This window comes from Haloplanus litoreus, assembly GCF_045690335.1.
Classification (GTDB): domain Archaea; phylum Halobacteriota; class Halobacteria; order Halobacteriales; family Haloferacaceae; genus Haloplanus; species Haloplanus litoreus.
In genome coordinates this window covers 2425538-2444838 of record NZ_CP147874.1, presented here as the reverse complement: position 1 = coordinate 2444838, position 19301 = coordinate 2425538, and the positions used below count along the sequence as shown (strand labels likewise).

General features: G+C 63.7%; 20 protein-coding genes and 1 pseudogene. 13 read left to right on the top strand and 8 right to left on the bottom strand.

Annotation, left to right across the window (positions count from 1 at the left end):
• Window positions 1-64 precede the first annotated feature (64 nt).
• Complete coding sequence (locus tag V8686_RS13080) at window positions 65-1495, top strand: APC family permease (RefSeq protein ID WP_379704815.1); 1431 nt, start codon at window positions 65-67, stop codon at window positions 1493-1495.
• Between the two features lie 2 nt (window positions 1496-1497).
• Window positions 1498-2229: a universal stress protein gene (locus tag V8686_RS13075; RefSeq protein ID WP_379704813.1), complete on the top strand. Its 732-nt coding sequence runs from the start codon at window positions 1498-1500 to the stop codon at window positions 2227-2229.
• Between the two features lie 215 nt (window positions 2230-2444).
• Here the strand turns inward: V8686_RS13075 and V8686_RS13070 are convergent, their stop codons facing one another.
• The 4 genes from V8686_RS13070 to V8686_RS13055 form a co-directional block, all read right to left on the bottom strand.
• The gene (locus V8686_RS13070) at window positions 2445-2648 is read right to left on the bottom strand and encodes a hypothetical protein (protein WP_379704811.1); all 204 of its coding nucleotides are present in this window, start codon (window positions 2646-2648) and stop codon (window positions 2445-2447) included.
• A complete protein-coding gene (locus V8686_RS13065; RefSeq protein WP_379704809.1) occupies window positions 2645-4195 on the bottom strand; it encodes a TrkH family potassium uptake protein in 1551 nt (516 codons plus the stop codon). Before V8686_RS13065 ends, V8686_RS13070 begins: the two co-directional genes overlap by 4 nt.
• Window positions 4196-4255: 60 nt before the next feature.
• Window positions 4256-4942: a potassium channel family protein gene (locus V8686_RS13060; protein ID WP_379704808.1), complete on the bottom strand. Its 687-nt coding sequence runs from the start codon at window positions 4940-4942 to the stop codon at window positions 4256-4258.
• A 259-nt stretch (window positions 4943-5201) separates the two neighbouring features.
• Window positions 5202-5414 carry a hypothetical protein gene (locus V8686_RS13055; protein ID WP_379704806.1) on the bottom strand — a complete coding sequence of 71 codons (213 nt, stop codon included), beginning with the start codon at window positions 5412-5414 and terminating at the stop codon, window positions 5202-5204.
• 655 nt (window positions 5415-6069) lie between these two features.
• Between V8686_RS13055 and mbhE the strand changes: the two genes are divergently transcribed.
• The 8 genes from mbhE to V8686_RS13015 all read left to right on the top strand — a co-directional run bounded on the left by mbhE (window position 6070) and on the right by V8686_RS13015 (window position 12636).
• Window positions 6070-8484 carry a hydrogen gas-evolving membrane-bound hydrogenase subunit E gene (gene mbhE / locus V8686_RS13050; RefSeq protein WP_379704804.1) on the top strand — a complete coding sequence of 805 codons (2415 nt, stop codon included), beginning with the start codon at window positions 6070-6072 and terminating at the stop codon, window positions 8482-8484.
• Window positions 8485-8498: 14 nt separating this feature from the next.
• A complete protein-coding gene (locus V8686_RS13045) occupies window positions 8499-8948 on the top strand; it encodes an MnhB domain-containing protein (protein ID WP_379706589.1) in 450 nt (149 codons plus the stop codon).
• Between the two features lie 46 nt (window positions 8949-8994).
• Entirely contained in the window at window positions 8995-9339 is a 345-nt protein-coding gene (locus tag V8686_RS13040; protein ID WP_379704803.1) for a sodium:proton antiporter, read from the top strand.
• Window positions 9336-10958 (top strand): complex I subunit 5 family protein, encoded by a 1623-nt coding sequence (locus V8686_RS13035; protein ID WP_379704801.1) that lies wholly within the window; start codon window positions 9336-9338, stop codon window positions 10956-10958. The genes V8686_RS13040 and V8686_RS13035 overlap by 4 nt, the downstream gene beginning before the upstream one ends.
• Window positions 10955-11620 (top strand): Na+/H+ antiporter subunit E, encoded by a 666-nt coding sequence (locus V8686_RS13030; RefSeq protein ID WP_379704799.1) that lies wholly within the window; start codon window positions 10955-10957, stop codon window positions 11618-11620. Before V8686_RS13035 ends, V8686_RS13030 begins: the two co-directional genes overlap by 4 nt.
• Complete coding sequence (locus V8686_RS13025) at window positions 11610-11903, top strand: monovalent cation/H+ antiporter complex subunit F (protein ID WP_379704797.1); 294 nt, start codon at window positions 11610-11612, stop codon at window positions 11901-11903. Before V8686_RS13030 ends, V8686_RS13025 begins: the two co-directional genes overlap by 11 nt.
• A 75-nt stretch (window positions 11904-11978) precedes the next feature.
• Window positions 11979-12320 carry a monovalent cation/H(+) antiporter subunit G gene (gene mnhG / locus V8686_RS13020; RefSeq protein WP_379704795.1) on the top strand — a complete coding sequence of 114 codons (342 nt, stop codon included), beginning with the start codon at window positions 11979-11981 and terminating at the stop codon, window positions 12318-12320.
• 121 nt (window positions 12321-12441) lie between these two features.
• Window positions 12442-12636, top strand: coding sequence for a hypothetical protein (locus V8686_RS13015; RefSeq protein WP_379704793.1), 195 nt, complete (start codon window positions 12442-12444; stop codon window positions 12634-12636).
• Window positions 12637-12660: 24 nt separating this feature from the next.
• On the opposite strand, the gene V8686_RS13010 is transcribed toward V8686_RS13015, so the two are convergent.
• The 3 genes from V8686_RS13010 to trkA all read right to left on the bottom strand — a co-directional run bounded on the left by V8686_RS13010 (window position 12661) and on the right by trkA (window position 16065).
• A complete protein-coding gene (locus tag V8686_RS13010; protein ID WP_379704791.1) occupies window positions 12661-13017 on the bottom strand; it encodes a hypothetical protein in 357 nt (118 codons plus the stop codon).
• Between the two features lie 84 nt (window positions 13018-13101).
• Window positions 13102-14637: a TrkH family potassium uptake protein gene (locus tag V8686_RS13005; protein WP_379704789.1), complete on the bottom strand. Its 1536-nt coding sequence runs from the start codon at window positions 14635-14637 to the stop codon at window positions 13102-13104.
• 96 nt (window positions 14638-14733) lie between these two features.
• Window positions 14734-16065, bottom strand: a complete 1332-nt coding sequence (gene trkA, locus V8686_RS13000; protein ID WP_379704787.1) for a Trk system potassium transporter TrkA — start codon at window positions 16063-16065, stop codon at window positions 14734-14736.
• Between the two features lie 212 nt (window positions 16066-16277).
• Here trkA and V8686_RS12995 point away from each other — a divergent pair.
• Window positions 16278-16445: pseudogene (locus tag V8686_RS12995) on the top strand (IS6 family transposase); the annotation flags it as partial.
• 143 nt (window positions 16446-16588) lie between these two features.
• On the opposite strand, the gene V8686_RS12990 reads toward V8686_RS12995, so the two are convergent.
• On the bottom strand, window positions 16589-17116 hold the full coding sequence (locus V8686_RS12990) for a hypothetical protein (protein WP_379704785.1): 528 nt from the start codon (window positions 17114-17116) through the stop codon (window positions 16589-16591).
• Between the two features lie 288 nt (window positions 17117-17404).
• On the opposite strand from V8686_RS12990, the gene V8686_RS12985 reads away from it, so the two are divergent.
• Entirely contained in the window at window positions 17405-17590 is a 186-nt protein-coding gene (locus tag V8686_RS12985) for a DUF7333 family protein (protein ID WP_318571012.1), read from the top strand.
• Between the two features lie 186 nt (window positions 17591-17776).
• A complete protein-coding gene (locus V8686_RS12980) occupies window positions 17777-19162 on the top strand; it encodes a hemolysin family protein (protein ID WP_379704783.1) in 1386 nt (461 codons plus the stop codon).
• Window positions 19163-19301: the final 139 nt, after the last annotated feature.

Genomic DNA, 19301 nt, shown 5'->3' with positions numbered 1-19301 from the left:
CCAGTAGCGAAGACCACACCGCTTGCCGGCGCTTTTATCCGACAGCTGACGCTATCGTTGTCGTATGGCCGAAGAGTCTGCCGACGTCGGGTCCACTGGCGAGAATATCGCCGGCGAGACACCCATCGCGGAACCGGAAGCCGTCACGGACGACACGACAGTCTACGACGACGACGTCGAACTCGAACGAACCATCGGGCTGGTCGGCGGGCTGGCGATCGGGATCGGGACCATGATCGGGGCTGGAATCTTCGTCTTCCCGGGGTTGGCGGCCGATAACGCGGGTCTCGCGGCCACCCTCTCCTTTGCGGTCGGCGGGCTGATCGCGTTGCTCGTGGCGCTGCCGACTTCCGAACTCGCCACGGCGATGCCCCGGAGCGGTGGCGGCTACTACTTCATCTCGCGCGGAATGGGGACGGCCTACGGTGCGATCGTCGGGCTGGGCCTGTGGCTGGGCCTGATGTTCGCCTCCGCGTTCTATCTGGTCGGCCTCGGTCACTACGCGAGCGCCGTGTTCACCGAACTCGGCGTCGGACTTCCGTTCAGTCCCGTCATCGGGATCGGACTCCTGTTCGGCGTTGCACTGACTGCACTGAGTATCGGCGGCACGGAGAACACCGCGAAGATCCAGAACGCCGTGGTGGGGATTCTCCTCGTGGTGCTCACGGGCTTTCTTTCGTACGGTGTCCTCGACGCCGTGGGCGTGTTCGGTGGTGGAACCGTTCCGGAGCAGTTCTTCTCCAGGGGATACTTCCCGGTGTTGACGACCGCGGCACTCGTGTTCACCTCGTATCTGGGGTTCGCCCAGGTCGCGACCGTCGCGGGCGAAATAAAACAGCCGGGCCGGAACCTCCCGCTAGCGATGGTCGGTTCGGTCCTCATCGTCACCATCTTCTACGTCGTGACGATTTTCGTCGCAACCAGCGCGTTCGGTGCGGACCGGTTGGGCCAGTTCGGGGAGACGGCGATGGTCGAAGTTGCCCGTGAGTTCCTCGGGTTGCCCGGTGCAGTCGCGATTCTGGGCGCCGGGTTGTTGGCGACGTTCTCCAGCGCGAACGCGTCGATCCTCAGCGCCTCGCGGGCGGTGTACGCACTGAGCCGCGACGCGTTGCTCCCGCGCAAAGCGAGCGAGGTCAACCTCCGATACGGTACACCACACGTCGCGTTGCTCGCCGCCGGTGGGCCGATCCTCGTCCTCGTCGCGACCGGCCGGGTCGAACTGCTCGCGGAGGTCGCCTCGTTCCTCCACCTGATCATGTACGGGCTGATGTGTGTCGCTCTGATCGTGTTACGGCGCCGAAATCCCGAGTGGTACTCCCCCAGTTACCGGGTGCCGGGCTATCCAGCGGTTCCGGCCGTGGGGGCGCTCGCCAGCTTCGGACTGATCGCCTTCATGCAACCCGCGTCGATTGGCATCGGCATCGTGATCATGATCGTCTCGTACCTCTGGTACCGTTATTACGCTGGGGACGTGACTCTCAAAGGAGACGTCTAATGATGTCAGATCGTCCATCGATACTCGTCCCACTTCGCGTGCTCGAAGGGGAATCGGTCCCGGAGGGTGTCCCCGAACTCCTCGCCGAAGCCAACGTCGTACTGCTGGGGTACCACGTCATTCCAGAACAGACTGCACCGGGACAGGCGCAGATGCAGTTCGAGGAGCGAGCCACGGAACGGCTCGACGAGTACCAGGCGATGTTCGAGGAGGCAGGGGCGACCGTCGAGCGGAGGCTCGTGTTCACTCATGTCGCCCAGAAGACGATCGACCGGATGACGACCGAGCACGACTGTCTGGCCGCGCTCGTCCCGAACGCCACCGGCCCGGTCGAAGACGTACTCGTCGCGGTCCGTGGTGCCGTGGGAATCGACCGCCTCGCCCGTGTCGTCGCAGGCCTGTTCGGCGAAATGGACGTCTCGGTGACGTTGTACCACGTCGCCGAGCCGGACGAGACGGACGAGGATGTCGGGACACTCCTGGAGGGGATGGTGAATCGGCTGGAGGACCAGGGTATGGACGCCTCGAGGATCGAGACGCGCGTCGATCGCGATCAAGAGGCCCTCGACGCGATTGTCGATGCAGCCGATGCGTTCGACGTCGTCGTCATGGGTGAGTCCGATCCCTCACTGGCGACGTTCGTGTTCGGGATGCCGGCCGATCAGGTGGCCGACCGGTTTCTCGGCCCCGTCCTCGTGGTACAGCGCGAACCGCGCCACGAGACGGAAGAATAGGTCTCCCGCTTGGACCGCACCCGTCCGTCGACACTCCCTCGCCGGCAGGCCCGGGAAGCTGTCCGACTCCTCGTGGGTGGCCCCCGACAGGATCCCGCTCCCCGAAGATCGTATTCCGTCGCCTATCGGGCGTTCACACGGCGTGAACTGCTGACACCGTCGGCGTCGGCGTCGTCAACTCGCCTCACACGGGGGCACAGCGAGTTGGGCCAGTCCTACTGGGCCGCCCCACGATACAGGACGTACCCGACGAATACGGCGATATATGCGAGCGCGAGGGTCTCGGTGACGAAAGAGCGATCGAGGACGACGACGAGCCCGATGACGAGTGGCCCCAGCAACAGCAGGGAATCGAAGACTCGGTCGTCTGCCCCGGCCTCGAACACGTCGGAAATGACGGGGAGGTCGCGCGGGTTCACGAGTACAGTCCTCCGCGCTTGAAGATCGTACGCAGCATCACGAGGACCGGGATGATTTCGAGCCGTCCGATCCACATGTGAAAGAGGAACGTGATCTTCCCGAGTGTGGGCAGCGACTCGGGGCCCGTGATCCCCGACGAGAGCCCCACGTTCCCTTGGGCGCTGGCGACCTCGAATACGACGTTGGCGAGCGAATACTCCGCAGACGGAAGTATGAGCAGCAACAGGAACGTGCCGACGACCAGGAACGTACTCCAGAGCACGACGATGATCGCCGCCTCCATGAATTCGCGGCTGGCCGCTTTTTCGTCCAGTCGCCGGCCGTTGATTTCCAGTCGCCGGACTGCAGTCTCGGGATAGAAGACGTCCGCGATTTGATACCGGATTCCCTTCGCGAGCGTCAGCCCGCGGATGAGTTTGATGCCTCCTGCGGTCGAACCAGCTGCTCCACCGACGAACATCCCGAACGCGACCGTGAGCTGGGCGTACGACGGCCACCGGCCGAGTGCGACGTTGGTCGCGTCGACGGCCGTCTGGAATCCCGTACAGGTGGCGGCCGAGACGAACTGGAACAGGCCATAGCGCAAGGCACCGAACGGCGTTTCGTAGGGACCCCCGAAGTACAGGAAGCTCCACAGCAACGCCGATCCGATGCTCATATAGGCGAACACCCACCGCGTCTGGAGGTCCGAATAGAAGTTTCGCAGGTCGCCCTGCAGGATGAGGTAGTGCACCGGAAACGCGATGCTCCCCAGCAGCATGATCGGAATCAACACGAAGTCGATCGCGGCGCTGTCGTAGGTGGCGATCGAGTTGTCCGTAATCGAGAACCCGCCGGTCGCGAGGCCGGTCATGCCGTGATTGATCGCCCCCCAGATCGGCATTCCCGCCAGCCACAGTGCGAGAATCGCGATGAACGTAAAGAGGATGAAGATCCACCAGATCGTCCGGACCGTCGAAACGATGCTCGGGTGGATCTTCTTGGAGCGGGCCTCGCTCTCGTAGAGCGTCAGCGAGCCGCTCCCGGGCCGTGAGAGGATCGCCGTCGTCAAGACGATCACACCGACGCCGCCGACCCATTCGCTGAACGTCCGCCACCACTGGAGCGTGCGCGGCAGCACCTCCTCGTTGTCGGTCATCGTGAGTCCGGTACCGGTGAACCCACTCATGCTCTCGAACACGGCGTTGAGGGGCTCGGTGAACGCGGCGAGTGTCGCCGTCTGCGGGGGCGTCGTGAACCCTGGGACGCCGAGCTGGACGCTCCAGGCGATCAACAGGAACGGGAGCGAGCCGAAGATCCCGACCGAAAACCACCCCGATGCGGCGACGATCATCCCGTGGAACCGCCCCGGGGCTTCGGCGTTCCTGAATCGTCGAGACAGCAACCGTCCGATTCCGAGCGGAATGAGAGCCGAGACGAGTAGCGCGGGGAGCGCAAAGTACTCCCCCCAGACGACCGGTACGATCAGCGAGACGAGCATCAGCCCGCCCAGTGCCGCCAAGATACGTCCGAGGTCTCGGCCGACCGTTGCAACGGAGCCGTTCATGCCTTTCCCGCGGGTACGATCGGATCTGCGGCGGTTGTCCCGGTACTCATCATGGTCGGCTCACTCGCCACTATCTTCATAGTGGCCAAAGATATCCGTGATCTCCGGATCGGCGCCGACACCGGAGTACACCGTGAGTAGATCGCCTTCCTCGATAGTCGTGTTTCCGCGAGGAGTGATCGGCTGGGAATCCCGTTCGCGTTCGATCGCTACCACGAGCATCTCCTCGGTGAGGAGTCCCGACTGTGCGGCCTCCTGAAGCGTCTTCCCTGCGATTGGCGCGTCGTCGGCGACCGTTATCTCGAACACTTCGGCCTCTTTGCCGATGCGCATATAGTCGACGATCGCCGGCCGCGCCACGGCTCGGTACAGATATTCGGCGATGAGTTGCTGTGGGTTCTCCATCGTATTCACCCCAATCTGCTCGAACAGTCCCATGTGCTCGGGGTTGTGGACGACGGAGAGAATCGCAGGTATCTCGAACTCCTTCGCGAGGAGACAGGTCATGACGTTCGTCGCGTCCTGGTCCGTCGTCGAGATGAGCGCGTCGGCCTGCGCGGCACCGGCATCGTCCAACGTCTCTTTCGTGGTCGCGTCGGCGTTCAGTACCAGACAGTCGAACTCGTCGGCGGCCCGGTTCGCTCGTTTGTCGTCGCGTTCGATGACGACCACCTCGTTCCCCGACTTGGTCGCGATATCGATGAGTGGCGTCCCGATATCGCCGGCGCCGATGATGATGATGTACACGGTGATTATCTCTCCATGCTCCGCATTAGAGCTTCACGGATCGACAGCGGCGATTCCCCCGGTCCGCGTTCGCGTGCCGTCACGACGGTCCGACCCGCCTTCGCGTCGACCGTCTCCGGGGGCGACCCGAATACGGCCTGCGAAATCGCTCCGGACTGGGGCGCACCGACGCAGGTCGTGTCGTGTCCTGTGGCGACATCGAGTGTCGCCCGTTCGGTATCCTCGACGTTCACAACTCGCATATCATGCGACATGTATTTTATTCCAGCGCGTCCGACCCGCTCTTCGATCGTCGCTTCACCACGCTCGGTGGGGGGATGCCTCCGCCACCATCGGCCACCGTGGACTGCACGTCAGACAGCGTCAGCGACGGTTCGTCGTCGGCCGTGGAGACGAGTTCAGCAGCACGGCCTGCCGCAGCCGACGCCTGTGGCCCCCGCGAGGACCACGATCCCTCCTTCGTCGCGCCCATCCCCGGGGTCGAGCGTCACGAGCGTCGCGTCACACGGCGTGTGTCCGATAACGGGAATCGATCGTCGGCCCGAGGACCTACTCACGCCGGCTTCGGGATCCCTGCCAGCCGAGAGGGACGTGATTCGCGCGTTCCTCTTCGATCACGGCCGGAATGGCGGGTCCGCCCCCACGACCGACGATTGCCCGCGTCGGAAGGTCGATGTCGAGATCAGCGGCGACATCCCGTGCCGAGTCGAGTAGCGCCCGTTGACGTTGGGGCCGTTCCTCCTCGAAGGCGAGATCCGTCGAGAGACGCCGATGCCTCCGGCGTGTAGCCGACCATCATCCGTTCCCGTCTCCGACTGGACGTGCGATGACCGGTCGGACCGCGTCCGTACCCCGCTCGAGGGTCGTGTCCTTGGATCGAAACTGAACGATCCGCCTCCCGTCTCGTTGGTGGAACGCAATAGCACTGGCCCCCACGTCCGCCGTGACGACTACGATTGCCGCAATCACATCCCCGCGGTAGGCGAGTGTCGCTCCCCGAACCGGGAGGGCTCCGTCCGTCCGACAAGCGAATGTCAACTACTTTGAACTAGGCGCTCGATGGTCGACCAGAGGCCGATTACGATGCGTACCGGCAACGGCGTACCGGCCGACACCGACGATCACTGATGGCACCGGACCTGACAGTCGTTACGATTGCCGTCGCGCTCCCCTTCGTCGCCGCAGTCCTGGCACCGCTCCTCCATCGCGCCCTCGGCGAACTGACGGGTTACGCGGGGGCTTTCGTCGCGGCGGCGAGTTTCGGTCTGCTGGTGACGCAAGTCGACAGTCCGGGAACCGTGGGGGCGTCGTGGGTTCCCGCCCTCGACGTGGGGATCCAGTTCACCGTCGATGGCTGGGGACTCCTCTTCGCGCTTCTGGCTAGCGGCATCGGCGCCCTCGTGTTCACTTACTCGGCGCGGTACATGCGCGGCGGCGACGGCCTGGCGCGCTACTACGCCGCGTTGCTGGCGTTCCTGGGTTCGATACTCGGCGTCGCACTCGCCTCGGACCTCGTGTTCGTCTTCCTGTTCTGGGAGCTGACCAGCCTCTGTTCGTTCGTGCTCATCGGCCACCACACCGCCGATACCGAGTCGCGCTACTCGGCGCGGATGGCCATGGTCGTGACCGTCGGCGGTGGCCTGTGCCTGCTCGCCGGCCTGCTCGTGCTCGCGGTGACAGCGCGGGGTGTCCTCGGCGGCGTGACCTTCGACGTGACCGCGATGATCGCGAACGACGAGGCGATGCGCGCCGCCCTCCGCGAGTCGGGGTTGTTCGTGCCCGCACTCGTCCTGGTCGTCACCGCTGCGGCCGCCAAGTCCGCGCAGGTGCCACTGCACTTCTGGCTCCCGAACGCCATGGTCGCTCCGACCCCCGTCTCCGCCTTCCTCCACTCCGCGACAATGGTCAAGGTCGGCGTCTACTTCCTCGGCCGCCTGCGCCCCCTGTTGATGAGTCCCGAGTGGGTGTTGCTCGTCGCGACGCTAGGGCTCCTGACGATGACCGTCGGGGCGTTGCTGGCGGTGGCCGCGACCGACACCAAGGAGTTGCTCGCCTATTCGACGGCGAGCCACCTCGGGCTGATGGTCGCGGCCTTCGGCTTCGACGTCGTCTACGGCAGCGAGGCGGGCACGTTCCACCTGCTCAACCACGCACTGTTCAAGGCGCCGCTGTTCCTCGTCGCGGGAATCGTCGCCCACGAGGCCGGTACCCGTACTCTCGACAACCTCGGGGGGCTCTGGCGAGAGCTCCCGGTGACGGCCGCCATCACCGGAGTCACCGCGTTGAGCATGGCCGGTATCCCGCCGTTCAACGGCTTCTACTCGAAGGAGCTACTCTTCGAGGCGACCTACGAGGTTGCCCACGAGGCCGGTGGCGTCGCCTGGCTGTACCCCACCGTGGCGACGGCCGCGAGCGTGTTCACCGTCGTCTACTCACTGAAGTTCCTCGCAATCTTCGTCGGCGAGCGGCGGGCGCCAGTCGCGGACGTCCACCGGCCACCGGTCGCGCTGGTCGCACCCCCGGCCGTGCTGGCCGCCGCGGCGGCCGTCGTCAGCGTCGCGCCGCAACTGGCGGTCGACGCCATCGTCCAGTCGGCCGTCGAAGCCACCGCCGTCGACGAGGTTCTCCTCGAGGTTGGGCTGCCGACTCACGTCTCCCCCCCGGTCGCGATGTCCGCCGTCGCTGTCCTCGGCGGGATCGCCACGTATCCGTTTACCGGGCGTCTCGCGGCGGTCATCGGGCGTGGTGTCGATGCCCCGGTCCCCGTGCGACCCCGCGGGTGGTACGACTGGATCGTCTCGACCACGGAGGTGACCAGCGCTCGGTTCGGCCCGTTCGTCCACAGCGGTCTCCTGCGGACGTACGTGACGTGGGTGGCCGCGGCTGCGAGCCTGCTTGCGCTCGCCGGCTTCACAGCAACCGAGGGGACCCCGGAGGTCGGCGGGATCGCCGTGCCGTTGTCCGTCGCCGTCGTGCTGATGATCGCCGTTCTCGCCGGCGTGGCGGTGACGACCGCTCCGTCCCACGTTGCCAGCGTCCTCACGCTGTCCATTCTTGGGTTCATGCTCGCCATCTTTTTCATCCTCGCGAGCGCGCCGGACCTCGCGCTCACGCAACTGGTCGTCGAGACGCTCGTCCTCCTGATCTTCCTGCTCGTCCTCCAGCGGTTGCCGTCCTTTTACTCGGACGTTCGACCGCTCGTGATTGCTCGAGACGCGGGCGTGTCGATTCTGGTGGGTACGATGGCGTTCGTGTCCGTCCTCCTGACGGCACCCACGCCCGACACCGACCCGACGAGCGTCGCCACGTACTACACGGAGCAGGCGGTTCCGGGGGGTGGCGGCACGAACGTCGTCAACGTCATCCTCGTGGACTTCCGGGCGTTCGACACGTTGGGTGAGTTGCTGGTCGTCGCGGTGGCCGCAATCGCCATTCTCGTGCTCGTGACGATGCGGACCCGTGGTGAGGAGGCCGTAACCGAAGGGGACGGGGACGCGGACGGGGACGCGGATCCGGTCCCCGACGGAGGTGACTCGCCGTGACGACCACGACGATCATGCGGACGACGGTCCGGGTGACCGTCCCTATCATCCTCGTCCTCTCGATCTCGCTGTTCCTGCAGGGCCACAACCTGCCCGGCGGTGGATTCATCGGTGGCGTCCTCACCACGACGGCGTTCGTGCTCATCTACGTCGCCTACGACCTCGACTACCTGGAGTCGGGGGTGCTCGACAGACAGATCGAGCCCGGAACCGGGGTGTTCGAGCATCGCACGGTCACCGCCTACCGACGCACGTTGCTCCTCGGTCTGGTGATCGTCCTCGGCAGCGGCGTCGTCGGGATCCTCGTCGGCGACCCGTTCCTGACTCAGACGTACGTCCACGTCGATGGCGTTCCGATCTACAACGAGGTCGAACTCGCGAGTGCGCTCGTGTTCGACCTGGGGGTGTTCCTCGTCGTCGTCGGCGCCATCCTGACGATCGTCTCGGTGGTGAGTGCCGAATGACTCGGAACACGGAGATGCGGTCTGCCCGACGTGAGGATGATGGCCCATGAGTGTCGTCCTGGCAGTTGCGGTCGGCGGGCTGTCCGCCGTCGGGACCTTTCTGCTGTTGCGGCGGGACCTGATGGGTGTCGTCTTGGGGGTTGCCGTCGTCTCGCAGGCCACGTTCGTCTACCTGATCGCGATGGGCGGCGTCGACGAGGGAGCCCACGACCTCGTGCCCGTCCTCGCGGTCCACGGCGGTGAGAGCCCAGAGATCGCCGATCCAGTGGTGCAGGCGCTCGTTCTGACCGCGATCGTTATCAGTTTCGGAACGACCGCGCTCGCGCTCGTCCTGTCGTATCGCGCCTACGAGGAGAACGAAACCATGGACGTCACGGAGTGGGCGAGATGAGCAGCCCAGTCATTACGCCGTTGCTGATCGCACTCGTGACCGCCGTGCTCACGCTCGTACTCGGTCGGCGGCCGCGGATTCAGCGCGCGACGAGCGTGGCTGGCGCTGTCGGCTACGTCGTGGCTGTCTCCAGTGTCGTCTGGGTTGTCGTCCTCGCGCCGGCAGCGCCAGGGGCGGGGGCCTACCAGGTCGGTGACTGGCCCGCTCCATTCGGGATTACGCTCGTCCTCGACGGGCTGTCCGCGTTCATGCTGACTATCGCCGCGGGTGTCGGGCTCGCGTCGATGCTGTTCTCGGTCCGGTACGTGAACCCCGAGAACCAGCGCGTATACTACCACCCGCTGTTCCACCTCCTCTTGGTGGGCGTGACCGGTGCCTTCCTCACCGGCGATCTGTTCAACCTGTTCGTCTGGTTCGAGGTGATGTTGATCGTCAGTTACGTGTTCGTCGCCTTCTACGGCACCGATTACGCCACTGCGGCGTCGTTCCGTTATCTGGTGTTGAACGTCCTCGGGAGCGCGCTCATGCTCGTGGCTATCGGCGGCCTCTACGCCACGACGGGCACGCTCAACATGGCCGACATGGCCCAGCGGTTGGGCAATCCCGCTGCATACGGTGTCGACCCCGCGCCCGTCGTCGGGCTTTCGGCCCTGCTGCTCGCGGTGTTCGCGCTGAAGGCCGGGCTCGTCCCCTTCCAGTTCTGGGTCCCCGCCGCCTACACCGCTGCCCCGGCGCCCGTCACCGCGATGTTCGCCGGCGTCACGAAGAAGGTGGGCGTGTACGCGGTCGTCCGCCTCTACTTCACGGTCTTCGCCGCCGCGCCCGTCGCCATCGACTTGCCCGGTCTCGTCGGTGTGTCGCCGCTCGACTTCCTCGCACCAGTGCTGGCGGCGATGGGGGTGGCGAGCATCGTCGTCGGCGGGTTCGGCGCCGTCGGCCAGAACCGGCTCGAGGGTACGTTCGCGTACTCGAGCGTCGGCCAGATCGGCTTCATCGCCCTCCCCATCGCCATCGCCGCGGCGGCCACCCCGGTCACGGGCGACCCCACCGAGACGCTCCGCGGGGCCGCCATCGCGGCTGCGCTGGTGTTCACGCTCCACCACGCGCTCGCGAAGGGACTCCTCTTCCTCTCGACGGCGGCCGTCGAGGATGCGACCGGGACGGACAGCCTGCGCGACCTCGGCGGCGTCGCCGGGCGCTCGCCGGTGCTCGCGGGAACCGTCTTCGTCGGCCTCCTCTCGCTGATCGGTCTCCCGCCGCTAACGGGATTTTTCGGGAAGTTCCTGGCTTTCGACGCGGCAGTCCGTGGACTCGCGGCCGGCCCCGGCGTGCTGTCGGCACTCGCGTTGATCGCGTTGTTCCTCGGCGCCGTGCTTACGATTCTGTACACGACGCGGGTGTGGGTCGGCGGCTTCTGGGGGCCCGAGACGTCGGCGGTCGAGGCCGCCACCGCCGAGCCGGGACAGGTCGCCGTCCTCGTCGCGCTCGCGGTGGCCGTCGTCCTCGTCGGTGTGGGGTTCGACCCGATCTACCGCTTCGCCGAAACGGCGGCGAGTGCCGCCATCGACAGCGGGGCCTACGTCGACGTCGTGAGTCCGAACGGGGGTGACGGGGTGTGACCCGTAGCTGGCCGGTCGCGGGCGCCCTGTTTGGCGTCCTGTGGGTGTTCGTCCACGGCCCACCGCTCGTCCTCGAACCCCTCGTGGGGTCGCTGCTGGTCGGCCTCACGGTCGGGGTTCCCGTAGCCTACGTCTTCCGCCGCCTGTACGCGGACGCCGTCGATCTCCGGCGGTCACTCCGCAGTCTCCCGTACGCGATCCTGTACGTGCTGACGTTCACTCGGGAGGCGGTCGTCTCCAGTCTCGACGTCACGTACCGGGTGCTCGCGTTCTCCCAACCGATCGACCCCGAGGTGATCCTCATCCCGCTGCGGGTACGGACGGACCTCGGCGTGACCACGATAGCCAACAGCATCACGATGACACCCGGCTCGCTCACGCTCGACTACGATCCCGAGGAGAACGCGCTGTACGTCCACGTCATCGACGGGAGAGCACCCGAAGACATCGTCGACCCGATCCGCGGCTGGGAGGATTACGCGCTCGTCATCTTCGACGAGGAACTGTCGCCGGGCGATCCCGCGCCGGACTTCGCCGTCTACCCGCCCGACCGGACTCACCCCGTCCTCGAACAGGCCGCCCCGGAGACCGACGACGAGACGCAGACGGAGGCCGAACGGCCAGCCGAGGAGCCCACAGGAGGAGCCGACGATGACCGCTGAGGGGACGCTAGTGCTGGTCGTAGACGGCGCAATCGTCCTCGTGGCGGTGCTGAGTCTGCTGTGTGGCTACCGCGCGGTCCGGGGACCGACGGTCCCCGACCGCGTGGTCGCACTGGACGCCATCGCGACGAACGTCGTCGCCATCGCCGTCCTGTTCGCGATCAAGACCGACCGGGGTCTCTTCGTGACCGTCAGTCTCGTCCTCGCGATCATCGCGTTCCTCTCGACGGTCGCGGCTGCCAAGTTCGTGACCGAAGGGGACATCATCGTCACACAGGAGTGAACACCGCATGTATCAGGAACACCGAACGCGACAGGCCGTTCCGACGAATCACCAGGTCGACGGGGGTGCCCGCTGATGGTCGACTTCGAAGCGATACGGATCTGGGCTGTCGTTGGCCTGGTCGTCGTTGGGTCGTTTTTCCTCACCGTCGGGACGATCGGCCTGCTGAGACTGCCGAACGTGTACAACCGGATGCACGCGACGAGCAAGCCGGCGACCGTCGGCACGGTCGCGATCTTTCTCGCCGGCTTCGCGTACTTCGGTCCCGGGGGTGCCGGCCTCCCGTCGCTCATCGGTATCCTCTTTCTGTTTTTGACGGTCCCGACCGGCGCACACATGATCTCGCGAGCAGCAGAACGGACCGGCGTCCCGTTCTCGGGCTCCGTGACGTGGCCCGGGAAGTCCGATGACGAGTAGGGGTCGCCTCGTTGGCTGAGTCGGTCCCGGAAAACACCGCCGTCGAGCACTCCACGGCGTCACCGTCGTCCTTCGGACGGAACTCGAAGACGGCGCGTGGCGACTCCTGACCGGCGGTATTGTGGCCGACGCCCAGTCACGTGATGCTGCCTTCGCCGACGCCGACACGCCGTTCGAAGCCGCCAGTGTGCAGGGCAACGTCGGGTCACCCGCTATCGTGTTCTACCCGGTGCCGTCGCCGGCCGTAGACGGGACGTCCGTCCTCGACGTCGACCGTGCCGGAGTGTCTAGGCAGACCCCGTGCCACCCGGAGTGACGGGGGATCGGAGTCGATTTCGGTTCATTCGTCGTCGGTACTCACTTCCCCCATGAACGTCCAGTGGAGGTGTGTTTCGCCCTCGGGGCGGGCTTCTTCACTGACGTGATAGAGATACGGACCGTGTGGGCAGTCGTCACAGCCCTCGACACACGAGAGTTGCTTTACGACCTCCGTGTATCCTTCGTGCTCGGTCACCCGAATGATGTCCTCTCTCGGCCCCGGTTCGATCGGAGACGTCGTCTCTTGGTGAAATTGGAGCAGTTCCTGGGCGTGAACGATCGTGTTTCGGAGTTCCTCGGGTGTGAGTCGGGCGAGTTCCGACGCGAGCGAGTCCGGTAACCCCTCCGGAGGGGTCGGTGCGTCCGAAGAGTCGGTCATGGTGTGCGGTTCGCTCCCGGCACACATAATACGTCGCTCAGCCACGAACGGCGCCACCGGGTCGGAGTCGGTGATGGGGATCGGTTACTCGTTCCAGAACGCGCCGGTGAACATCACGAACACGGGGATGATCTCCAGCCGACCGATCCACATGAGGAATATCATCAGCAGTTTACTGGTGGCCGGGAAGTCGAGGTAGCTTCCGAACGGTCCCAGAAACCCGAATCCGGGACCGATGTTACCGATCGTCGCCAGACTCGCGCTGATCGCTTCCAGCGTCGTCATTTCGAGGCCGACACGGCCCGCATCGAGCAGGAGGATAACCGTCGCCACGCCGAAGGTGAGCAGGTACAGCAGCGTAAACCCGTAGATCGCACTGATGACCTCCTCGTCGACGACGTGGCCTCCGAGACGAACCGGTTTGATCGCGCTCGGATGGGCCGTAGTGAACAACTGCCGGCGAATGGCCTTGATGACGACCAGCCACCGGACGACCTTGACGCCACCTCCGGTCGATCCGGCCGACCCACCGATGAACATCGCGAACAACAGGAGCCCCTGTGCGGTCGTCCCCCACTGTGCGAAGTCACTCGTCGCGTACCCCGTCGAGTTCAGGAGCGAAGCGATCTGGAACGTGGCTTGCCGAAGCGAGTTTTCGATGGCCCCCTGCGTGATGCCCCCGAGCTCCAGCGGCGGTGCCGATCCCGTAACGAGAAACCCCCACAGGACGACGACCAGTCCGGCATTGGCGCCGAGATAGGCCTGTAGCTCGCGGTCACGGAGGAACTCGACGTATTCGTCTTGCACCAGCAGGTAAAACAGCGCGAAGTTCATCCCCGCGATGAGCATGAAAGGAATGACGACCCACTGGACGGCTGGCGAGAACGCCGCGATACTGTCGGCCTGCGGGGAGAACCCCCCCGTCGGCAACGTCGTGAAGGCGTGTGCGACGGCGTTGTAGGCGTCCATGTTCGGTGCCATCCCCGCGTAGTGGAGTCCGAGCAGTATCCCCACGTAGAGAACGGTGAATCCCAGATAGAACAGCCAGAGCAGTCGGGCGGTTTCGGCGATTTTCGGCGTCAACTTCTGGAGCTCCGGTCCGGGCGCTTCCGACTCGATCAACTGCGCGCCGTTGACTGCGGCCTCGGGAAGGATGGCGACCATCAGCACGATGATACCCATGCCGCCGAGCCACTGGGTGAGCTGTCGCCACATCAACAGCGCCCGGGAATGCTGCTCGAAGGAAATCTCGGCCGTGACGGTCGCTCCAGTCGTGGTGAACCCGGACATCGATTCGAACAGCGCGTTGATCGGATGGCGGAGTGCCGACTCGGTGCCGTACCCTGCAACGACGTACGGAATCGCCCCGATGAGTGCAACGGCTCCCCACGCCAAGGCCACCAAGAGGAGGGCCTCGCGAGCGCCGAGCTCCGGGTCGTCGTCGATGCGCTCCAGCGAGAGGCCGACGACGACCGAGATCCCAATAGACAGGAGAAAGACGACGATGTCTTCGCGGTAGAGTAGACTGATCCCGAGCGGGACGAGCATGGCAACGGAGAGATACTTGATCACCGTGCCGGTGAAGGCGACGCTCTGTCGCCAGTTGACTCGAACCGACATCACCGAGTACCGTCCATTACGCTACGCTCTTCCTCCCAGTCCGGAAAAATCTCCCGTTCTCGCTGTAGCCATCGACAGCACGGAGAGCGAAGGGGGCTACAGTTTACCGCTGGCCTCCTCCAGCGAGTCGATTTCGACGAACACGACCACGTGGTCCCCACGCTCGACGACGGTGTCTCCCCGTGGGATAACGAACGTCCCGTCCCGTGTGATCGCTCCGATAACCACGCCAGTCGGGAGGTCCGCGACCGACTCGCGGATCGGCCTGTCCACGAGAACGCTCTCTTCGTCGATTTCGATCTCGAGGACCTCCGCACGATCGGATTCGATGATCGCGACGTTTTCGGCCTGCTGCTCGCGGGTAAATCGCGTTATCTCCTCGGCGGTCGCCTCGCGTGGGTTGACCGCCACGTCGATGCCGACCGCCTCGAACAGGTCGACGTAGCCACCCGAGTCGACGACGGCGACGGCTCGTTTGGCACCGAGCCGCTTGGCGAGCAGGCCGGCGAGTAGATTCTTTTCGTCGTTGTCGAGTGCTGTGACGATGATATCGACGTCTTCGATGTGCTCCTGTTCGAGAAACCCCCGGTCCGTCGCGTCGCTCTCGAGTACTGTGGTGTCACTGAGCGCTTCGGCGATTTCGCGAGCCCTCTCGTGGTCCTGTTCGACGAGCCGTGATTTCAGCCCGCGTTCCTGGAGGAGGCGGGCGGTGTGGTAGCCGATATCGCTGCCACCGACGATGAGGATGTTGGGTGTCCCGTCGGTGTCCGGTTCGAGTTCGTGTGCGAACGTGTGGACGCTATCGGGACTGCCGATGACGATCACACTGTCCCCCGGCTTCAAGACCGTCTCTCCACGAGGGATGACGACGGTGTCCTCACGCAACACGGCGGCGAACGTCAGCGACTCGTAGCGGTCGGCTTCTTCGACGGTCAGATTGGCGACCGGACTCGACTCCGAGATGTCGAATTCGGCCATCTGGACGAGCCCGTCGGCGAACATCTCGACGTCCTGTGCCGCGGGTAAGCCGACGACTTGTGCGATCGTCTCCGCGGCCAGCAGGTTCGTCGCGACCATGTGGTCGATCCCGAACGCCCGTTCGGACCGCTGCCACGTCCGCAGGAACTTTGCGCTCTTGACCCGAGAGATGGTGAACGACTCGGTGACGGTCATCGTGGTGCTACAGGTGACGATGTTCGTCTCGTCGTCGTCCGTGCTGGCGATGAGGATGTCGGCTTCTTCGACGTTGGCCTCCTCGAGTGTCTCGAGGTCGGTTCCATCACCTTCGATACCGAGGATGTCGGTTTCGTACATCAGTCTCTCCACCCGACTGCCGTCGATATCGATGACTGCAACGTCGTGGACGTCGGCAAGGCTCTTGGCGATCGCAGTTCCGACTTCGCCCGCCCCGACGATCACGACGTACATAGGGGTTCCTCCGGGTAACACATGTCCCGTCGGTTCTGCCGGAGCGGTGAAGTGTATTTCCCTACGGTTTGTCGGGCACCTGTCGCAGTCTCACGGGAGGATCGCGGCGGGGAGCCGACCTGACCCGCCACGGGTAGTCGGGTCGTCCTCGGCGCTGGCTATTCGCCTCGTGTCGTCTACCAGGCTCCGAACGGATTCCGGTACTGGTGGGCCTCGTGTTCAGATACGAACGTCACGGAAATCGGAACAGCGTCGAACGTGTCTTTCGCGGGGTACAACGTAGAACTACCAGTTTTTCGAATTGTTTCAGTAACGCTAAAGCAGAAACTGCAAACGAGTGGCTTCGATCGTTCGCCGTCGCATGGAAGCAACTACTCTGAACAGGACCCTTTCGGGACAGCCGAGCCAGTAGCGGGTTTAGCGTGGTTTCTCGGTATCCGACAGGACGAGTCTGCTGTCTACAGAGAGTGCGTTCAGCAGTAGGCCATCGGTGGTTTCACACTGATTTGGATGAATCAGCCGGTCAGTAGAACTGCGAACGTACCGATCCTTGTCGAGAATCCTGCGTCCCACAGGGATTCTCCATGTAAGTCGGGCCGATCCCAATTGTGCCGTTCTCCATATCAGTGAGACTCCCTATTTTGACGATAGCACCGATACAGCCTGGATCCTCTTGCTCGTCATAGTACGTATTGTAGTCCTCTTGTGTGAACGTGTACTCCCAATCCTCGGTTTCCCTATCGCCATCCTCCCCGTAATGGACAGCGAGGACAGTATACTCCCCCTGTGTTTCTGGCCAAGTGGGCTCGATAACTACCCCCGGTGTGCCGTTTTCGGCGTTCACAGCTGGCAACGTAATCATCCGGTCGAGAAGATTCTCATTGTCATCCTCCCGGGTCACGAGTAAGCGGAGCCGATTTGCCACAAGTGAAAAATTGACAACTTCGATTCTCCCAAGAACGGTCGTTTCAGAGCCGAGAACAGATGAACAACCGGAAACAGAGACACTTCCAGCGACTGCCAAGCGTCTGAGTACCTGACGACGGTTCATCGGATACCCCTGCTTGATATCAGACACGCATAAGTCCTGTACATACGGACGTCTACCCTCTGTACTGACCGAATCAGGCGACCCCAGTTCTCGGTGTCCGACGTGCTGCATTCGCGCCCTGTATGCAGCACGGAACAGACAAACTACCCGATAGCCGTCAGTCGAGGCTTGCCCGATACAGCGGATCTATACAGCAGTACCGATGCTGATTTCAGAGCAACAATACTCAAAGTACTGAGTACTGACGTACCTTCTCAAGCGCTTTATTCGTCCGGCTCAACTGCGGATATAGAATTTGATTTCACGCGCTCTGTGGTTCCGCTCGCCGTAATCGTCGCCGTCGCAACGGTCGCGCTCACGGCCGTGATGGCTCCCTCAACGGTCTTCATGATGGTTCTGCCCTCAATGATCGTCTTCTCGATCGTCGCGTTCTTCTTCGGACTGAAACACGGCGAGTTCCGTGCCAGTCCGTAGCGGTCCGGTTCATTTCGGGACGTCCGCGGGGAAGGTCCACTCCCGCTCTGAGTTACGCTGATTCCGAGCAACTTACGCGCAAACGAGGAGGACAGTCTATGGCCAAGGGATCCACAGGATCAACTCACTACTGATAGGAGTCGATCACCCGCGAACCCTGTAGATGGTTTTAGTAAACGGAACGAGATGCATAGCTATGGACACACTACAATCGAACGGCAGTCCGTTCTGGGGATACCGATGGTAAACGTCGCACTCTCAGTGGGACAACTCGTCTTAGCGCTGTTTCTCGTGGTGCTCAACGGCTTTTTTGTCGCTGCAGAGTTCGCCTTCGTTCGGATTCGGGGGACATCGGTTGACCAGCTCGTCGAGGAGGGGCGCCCGGGTTCGGGAACACTCCAAGAAGTGATGACGAATCTCGATAACTACCTCGCCACGACGCAACTCGGCATCACCATCGCCTCGCTCGGGTTGGGGTGGGTCGGCGAACCAGCCGTGGCGGCGCTCATCGAACCCGTACTGGAACCGATTCTCCCGGCGGGTCTCATCCATCTCGTCGCGTTCGCAGTCGGCTTCAGTCTCATCACATTCCTCCACGTCGTCTTCGGTGAACTCGCGCCGAAGACGATCGCAATCGCCCAGACCGAGCGACTCTCGCTGTTTCTCGCCCCGCCAATGAAGTTCTTTTATTACATCCTCTATCCGGGAATTGTGGTCTTCAACGGGGCAGCCAACGCGTTCACGCGGTCGCTCGGTGTGCCGCCCGCTTCCGAAACGGATGAGACACTCGGTGAGCGAGAGCTCCTACGAGTACTAACACGATCGGGCGAGGGAGGGGACATCGACGTTGCGGAAGTGACGATGATCGAGCGGGTCTTCGATCTCGACGACATCGTGGTGCGGGAGGTCATGGTTCCACGACCGGACGTGGTGAGCGTTCCGGCCGATGCCCCCCTCTCCGACCTCCAGTCGATCATCCTCGAGGCTGGTCATACGCGCTATCCAGTTCTCGATGCCGACGACGGCGACCAGGTGATCGGATTCGTGGACGTCAAGGACGTGTTACGAGCCGAGGTGGAGGGCGGGGACGCCGAGGTAGTCGGCGACATCGCCCGCGAGATCGTCATCGCTCCCGAGACGATGGCACTGAGCGATCTCCTGAGACAGTTCAGAGAAGATCAACAGCAAATGGTCGCAGTTATCGACGAGTGGGGGGCATTCGAGGGGATTGCAACGGTTGAAGACGTCGTCGAGGCGCTCGTTGGAGACCTCCGAGATGAGTTTGATGTGGACGAGCGTGAACCCTCGATTCGAAGCCGTGGCGATGAGGGGTACGACATCGACGGCGGCGTCCCGCTGTCGAAAATCAACGACATGATCGAGGGAGAGTTCACAAGTGAAGAGGTCGAAACGATCGGTGGACTGGTACTCGAGCAACTCAACCGTGCGCCAGAACGTGGCGACCGCGTTGAGGTCGCCGGGTACGTCCTTGAGGTGACGAGCGTTGAGGGGACCCGAATTTCGACGGTCAGGGTCCACGAACGCGAAGCGGATGATTCAGGGGTGGACTGATCGGGAGTATGGTAGCCGGTCGGAGGTCCAGAGACCCTCGACCGGCAGAGGTATGATATTCGCATGAACGCGAATCTATGGACTACTGCGATACCAGATACGCGCTGTCTATTCAGCACGGCTTCCACAAGCTATCGAT

Excerpts from the sequence above, each read along its gene's own strand:
- V8686_RS13080 (WP_379704815.1), top strand. The coding sequence starts at position 65 with ATGGCCGAAGAGTCTGCCGACGTCGGGTCCACTGGCGAGAATATCGCC.
- V8686_RS13075 (WP_379704813.1), top strand. The coding sequence starts at position 1,498 with ATGTCAGATCGTCCATCGATACTCGTCCCACTTCGCGTGCTCGAAGGG.
- V8686_RS13065 (WP_379704809.1), bottom strand. The coding sequence starts at position 4,195 with ATGAACGGCTCCGTTGCAACGGTCGGCCGAGACCTCGGACGTATCTTG.
- V8686_RS13055 (WP_379704806.1), bottom strand. The coding sequence starts at position 5,414 with ATGGGCGCGACGAAGGAGGGATCGTGGTCCTCGCGGGGGCCACAGGCG.
- mbhE (WP_379704804.1), top strand. The coding sequence starts at position 6,070 with ATGGCACCGGACCTGACAGTCGTTACGATTGCCGTCGCGCTCCCCTTC.
- V8686_RS13045 (WP_379706589.1), top strand. The coding sequence starts at position 8,499 with ATGCGGACGACGGTCCGGGTGACCGTCCCTATCATCCTCGTCCTCTCG.
- V8686_RS13040 (WP_379704803.1), top strand. The coding sequence starts at position 8,995 with ATGAGTGTCGTCCTGGCAGTTGCGGTCGGCGGGCTGTCCGCCGTCGGG.
- V8686_RS13035 (WP_379704801.1), top strand. The coding sequence starts at position 9,336 with ATGAGCAGCCCAGTCATTACGCCGTTGCTGATCGCACTCGTGACCGCC.
- V8686_RS13025 (WP_379704797.1), top strand. The coding sequence starts at position 11,610 with ATGACCGCTGAGGGGACGCTAGTGCTGGTCGTAGACGGCGCAATCGTC.
- mnhG (WP_379704795.1), top strand. The coding sequence starts at position 11,979 with ATGGTCGACTTCGAAGCGATACGGATCTGGGCTGTCGTTGGCCTGGTC.
- V8686_RS13010 (WP_379704791.1), bottom strand. The coding sequence starts at position 13,017 with ATGACCGACTCTTCGGACGCACCGACCCCTCCGGAGGGGTTACCGGAC.
- V8686_RS13005 (WP_379704789.1), bottom strand. The coding sequence starts at position 14,637 with ATGTCGGTTCGAGTCAACTGGCGACAGAGCGTCGCCTTCACCGGCACG.
- trkA (WP_379704787.1), bottom strand. The coding sequence starts at position 16,065 with ATGTACGTCGTGATCGTCGGGGCGGGCGAAGTCGGAACTGCGATCGCC.
- V8686_RS12990 (WP_379704785.1), bottom strand. The coding sequence starts at position 17,116 with ATGAACCGTCGTCAGGTACTCAGACGCTTGGCAGTCGCTGGAAGTGTC.
- V8686_RS12980 (WP_379704783.1), top strand. The coding sequence starts at position 17,777 with ATGCATAGCTATGGACACACTACAATCGAACGGCAGTCCGTTCTGGGG.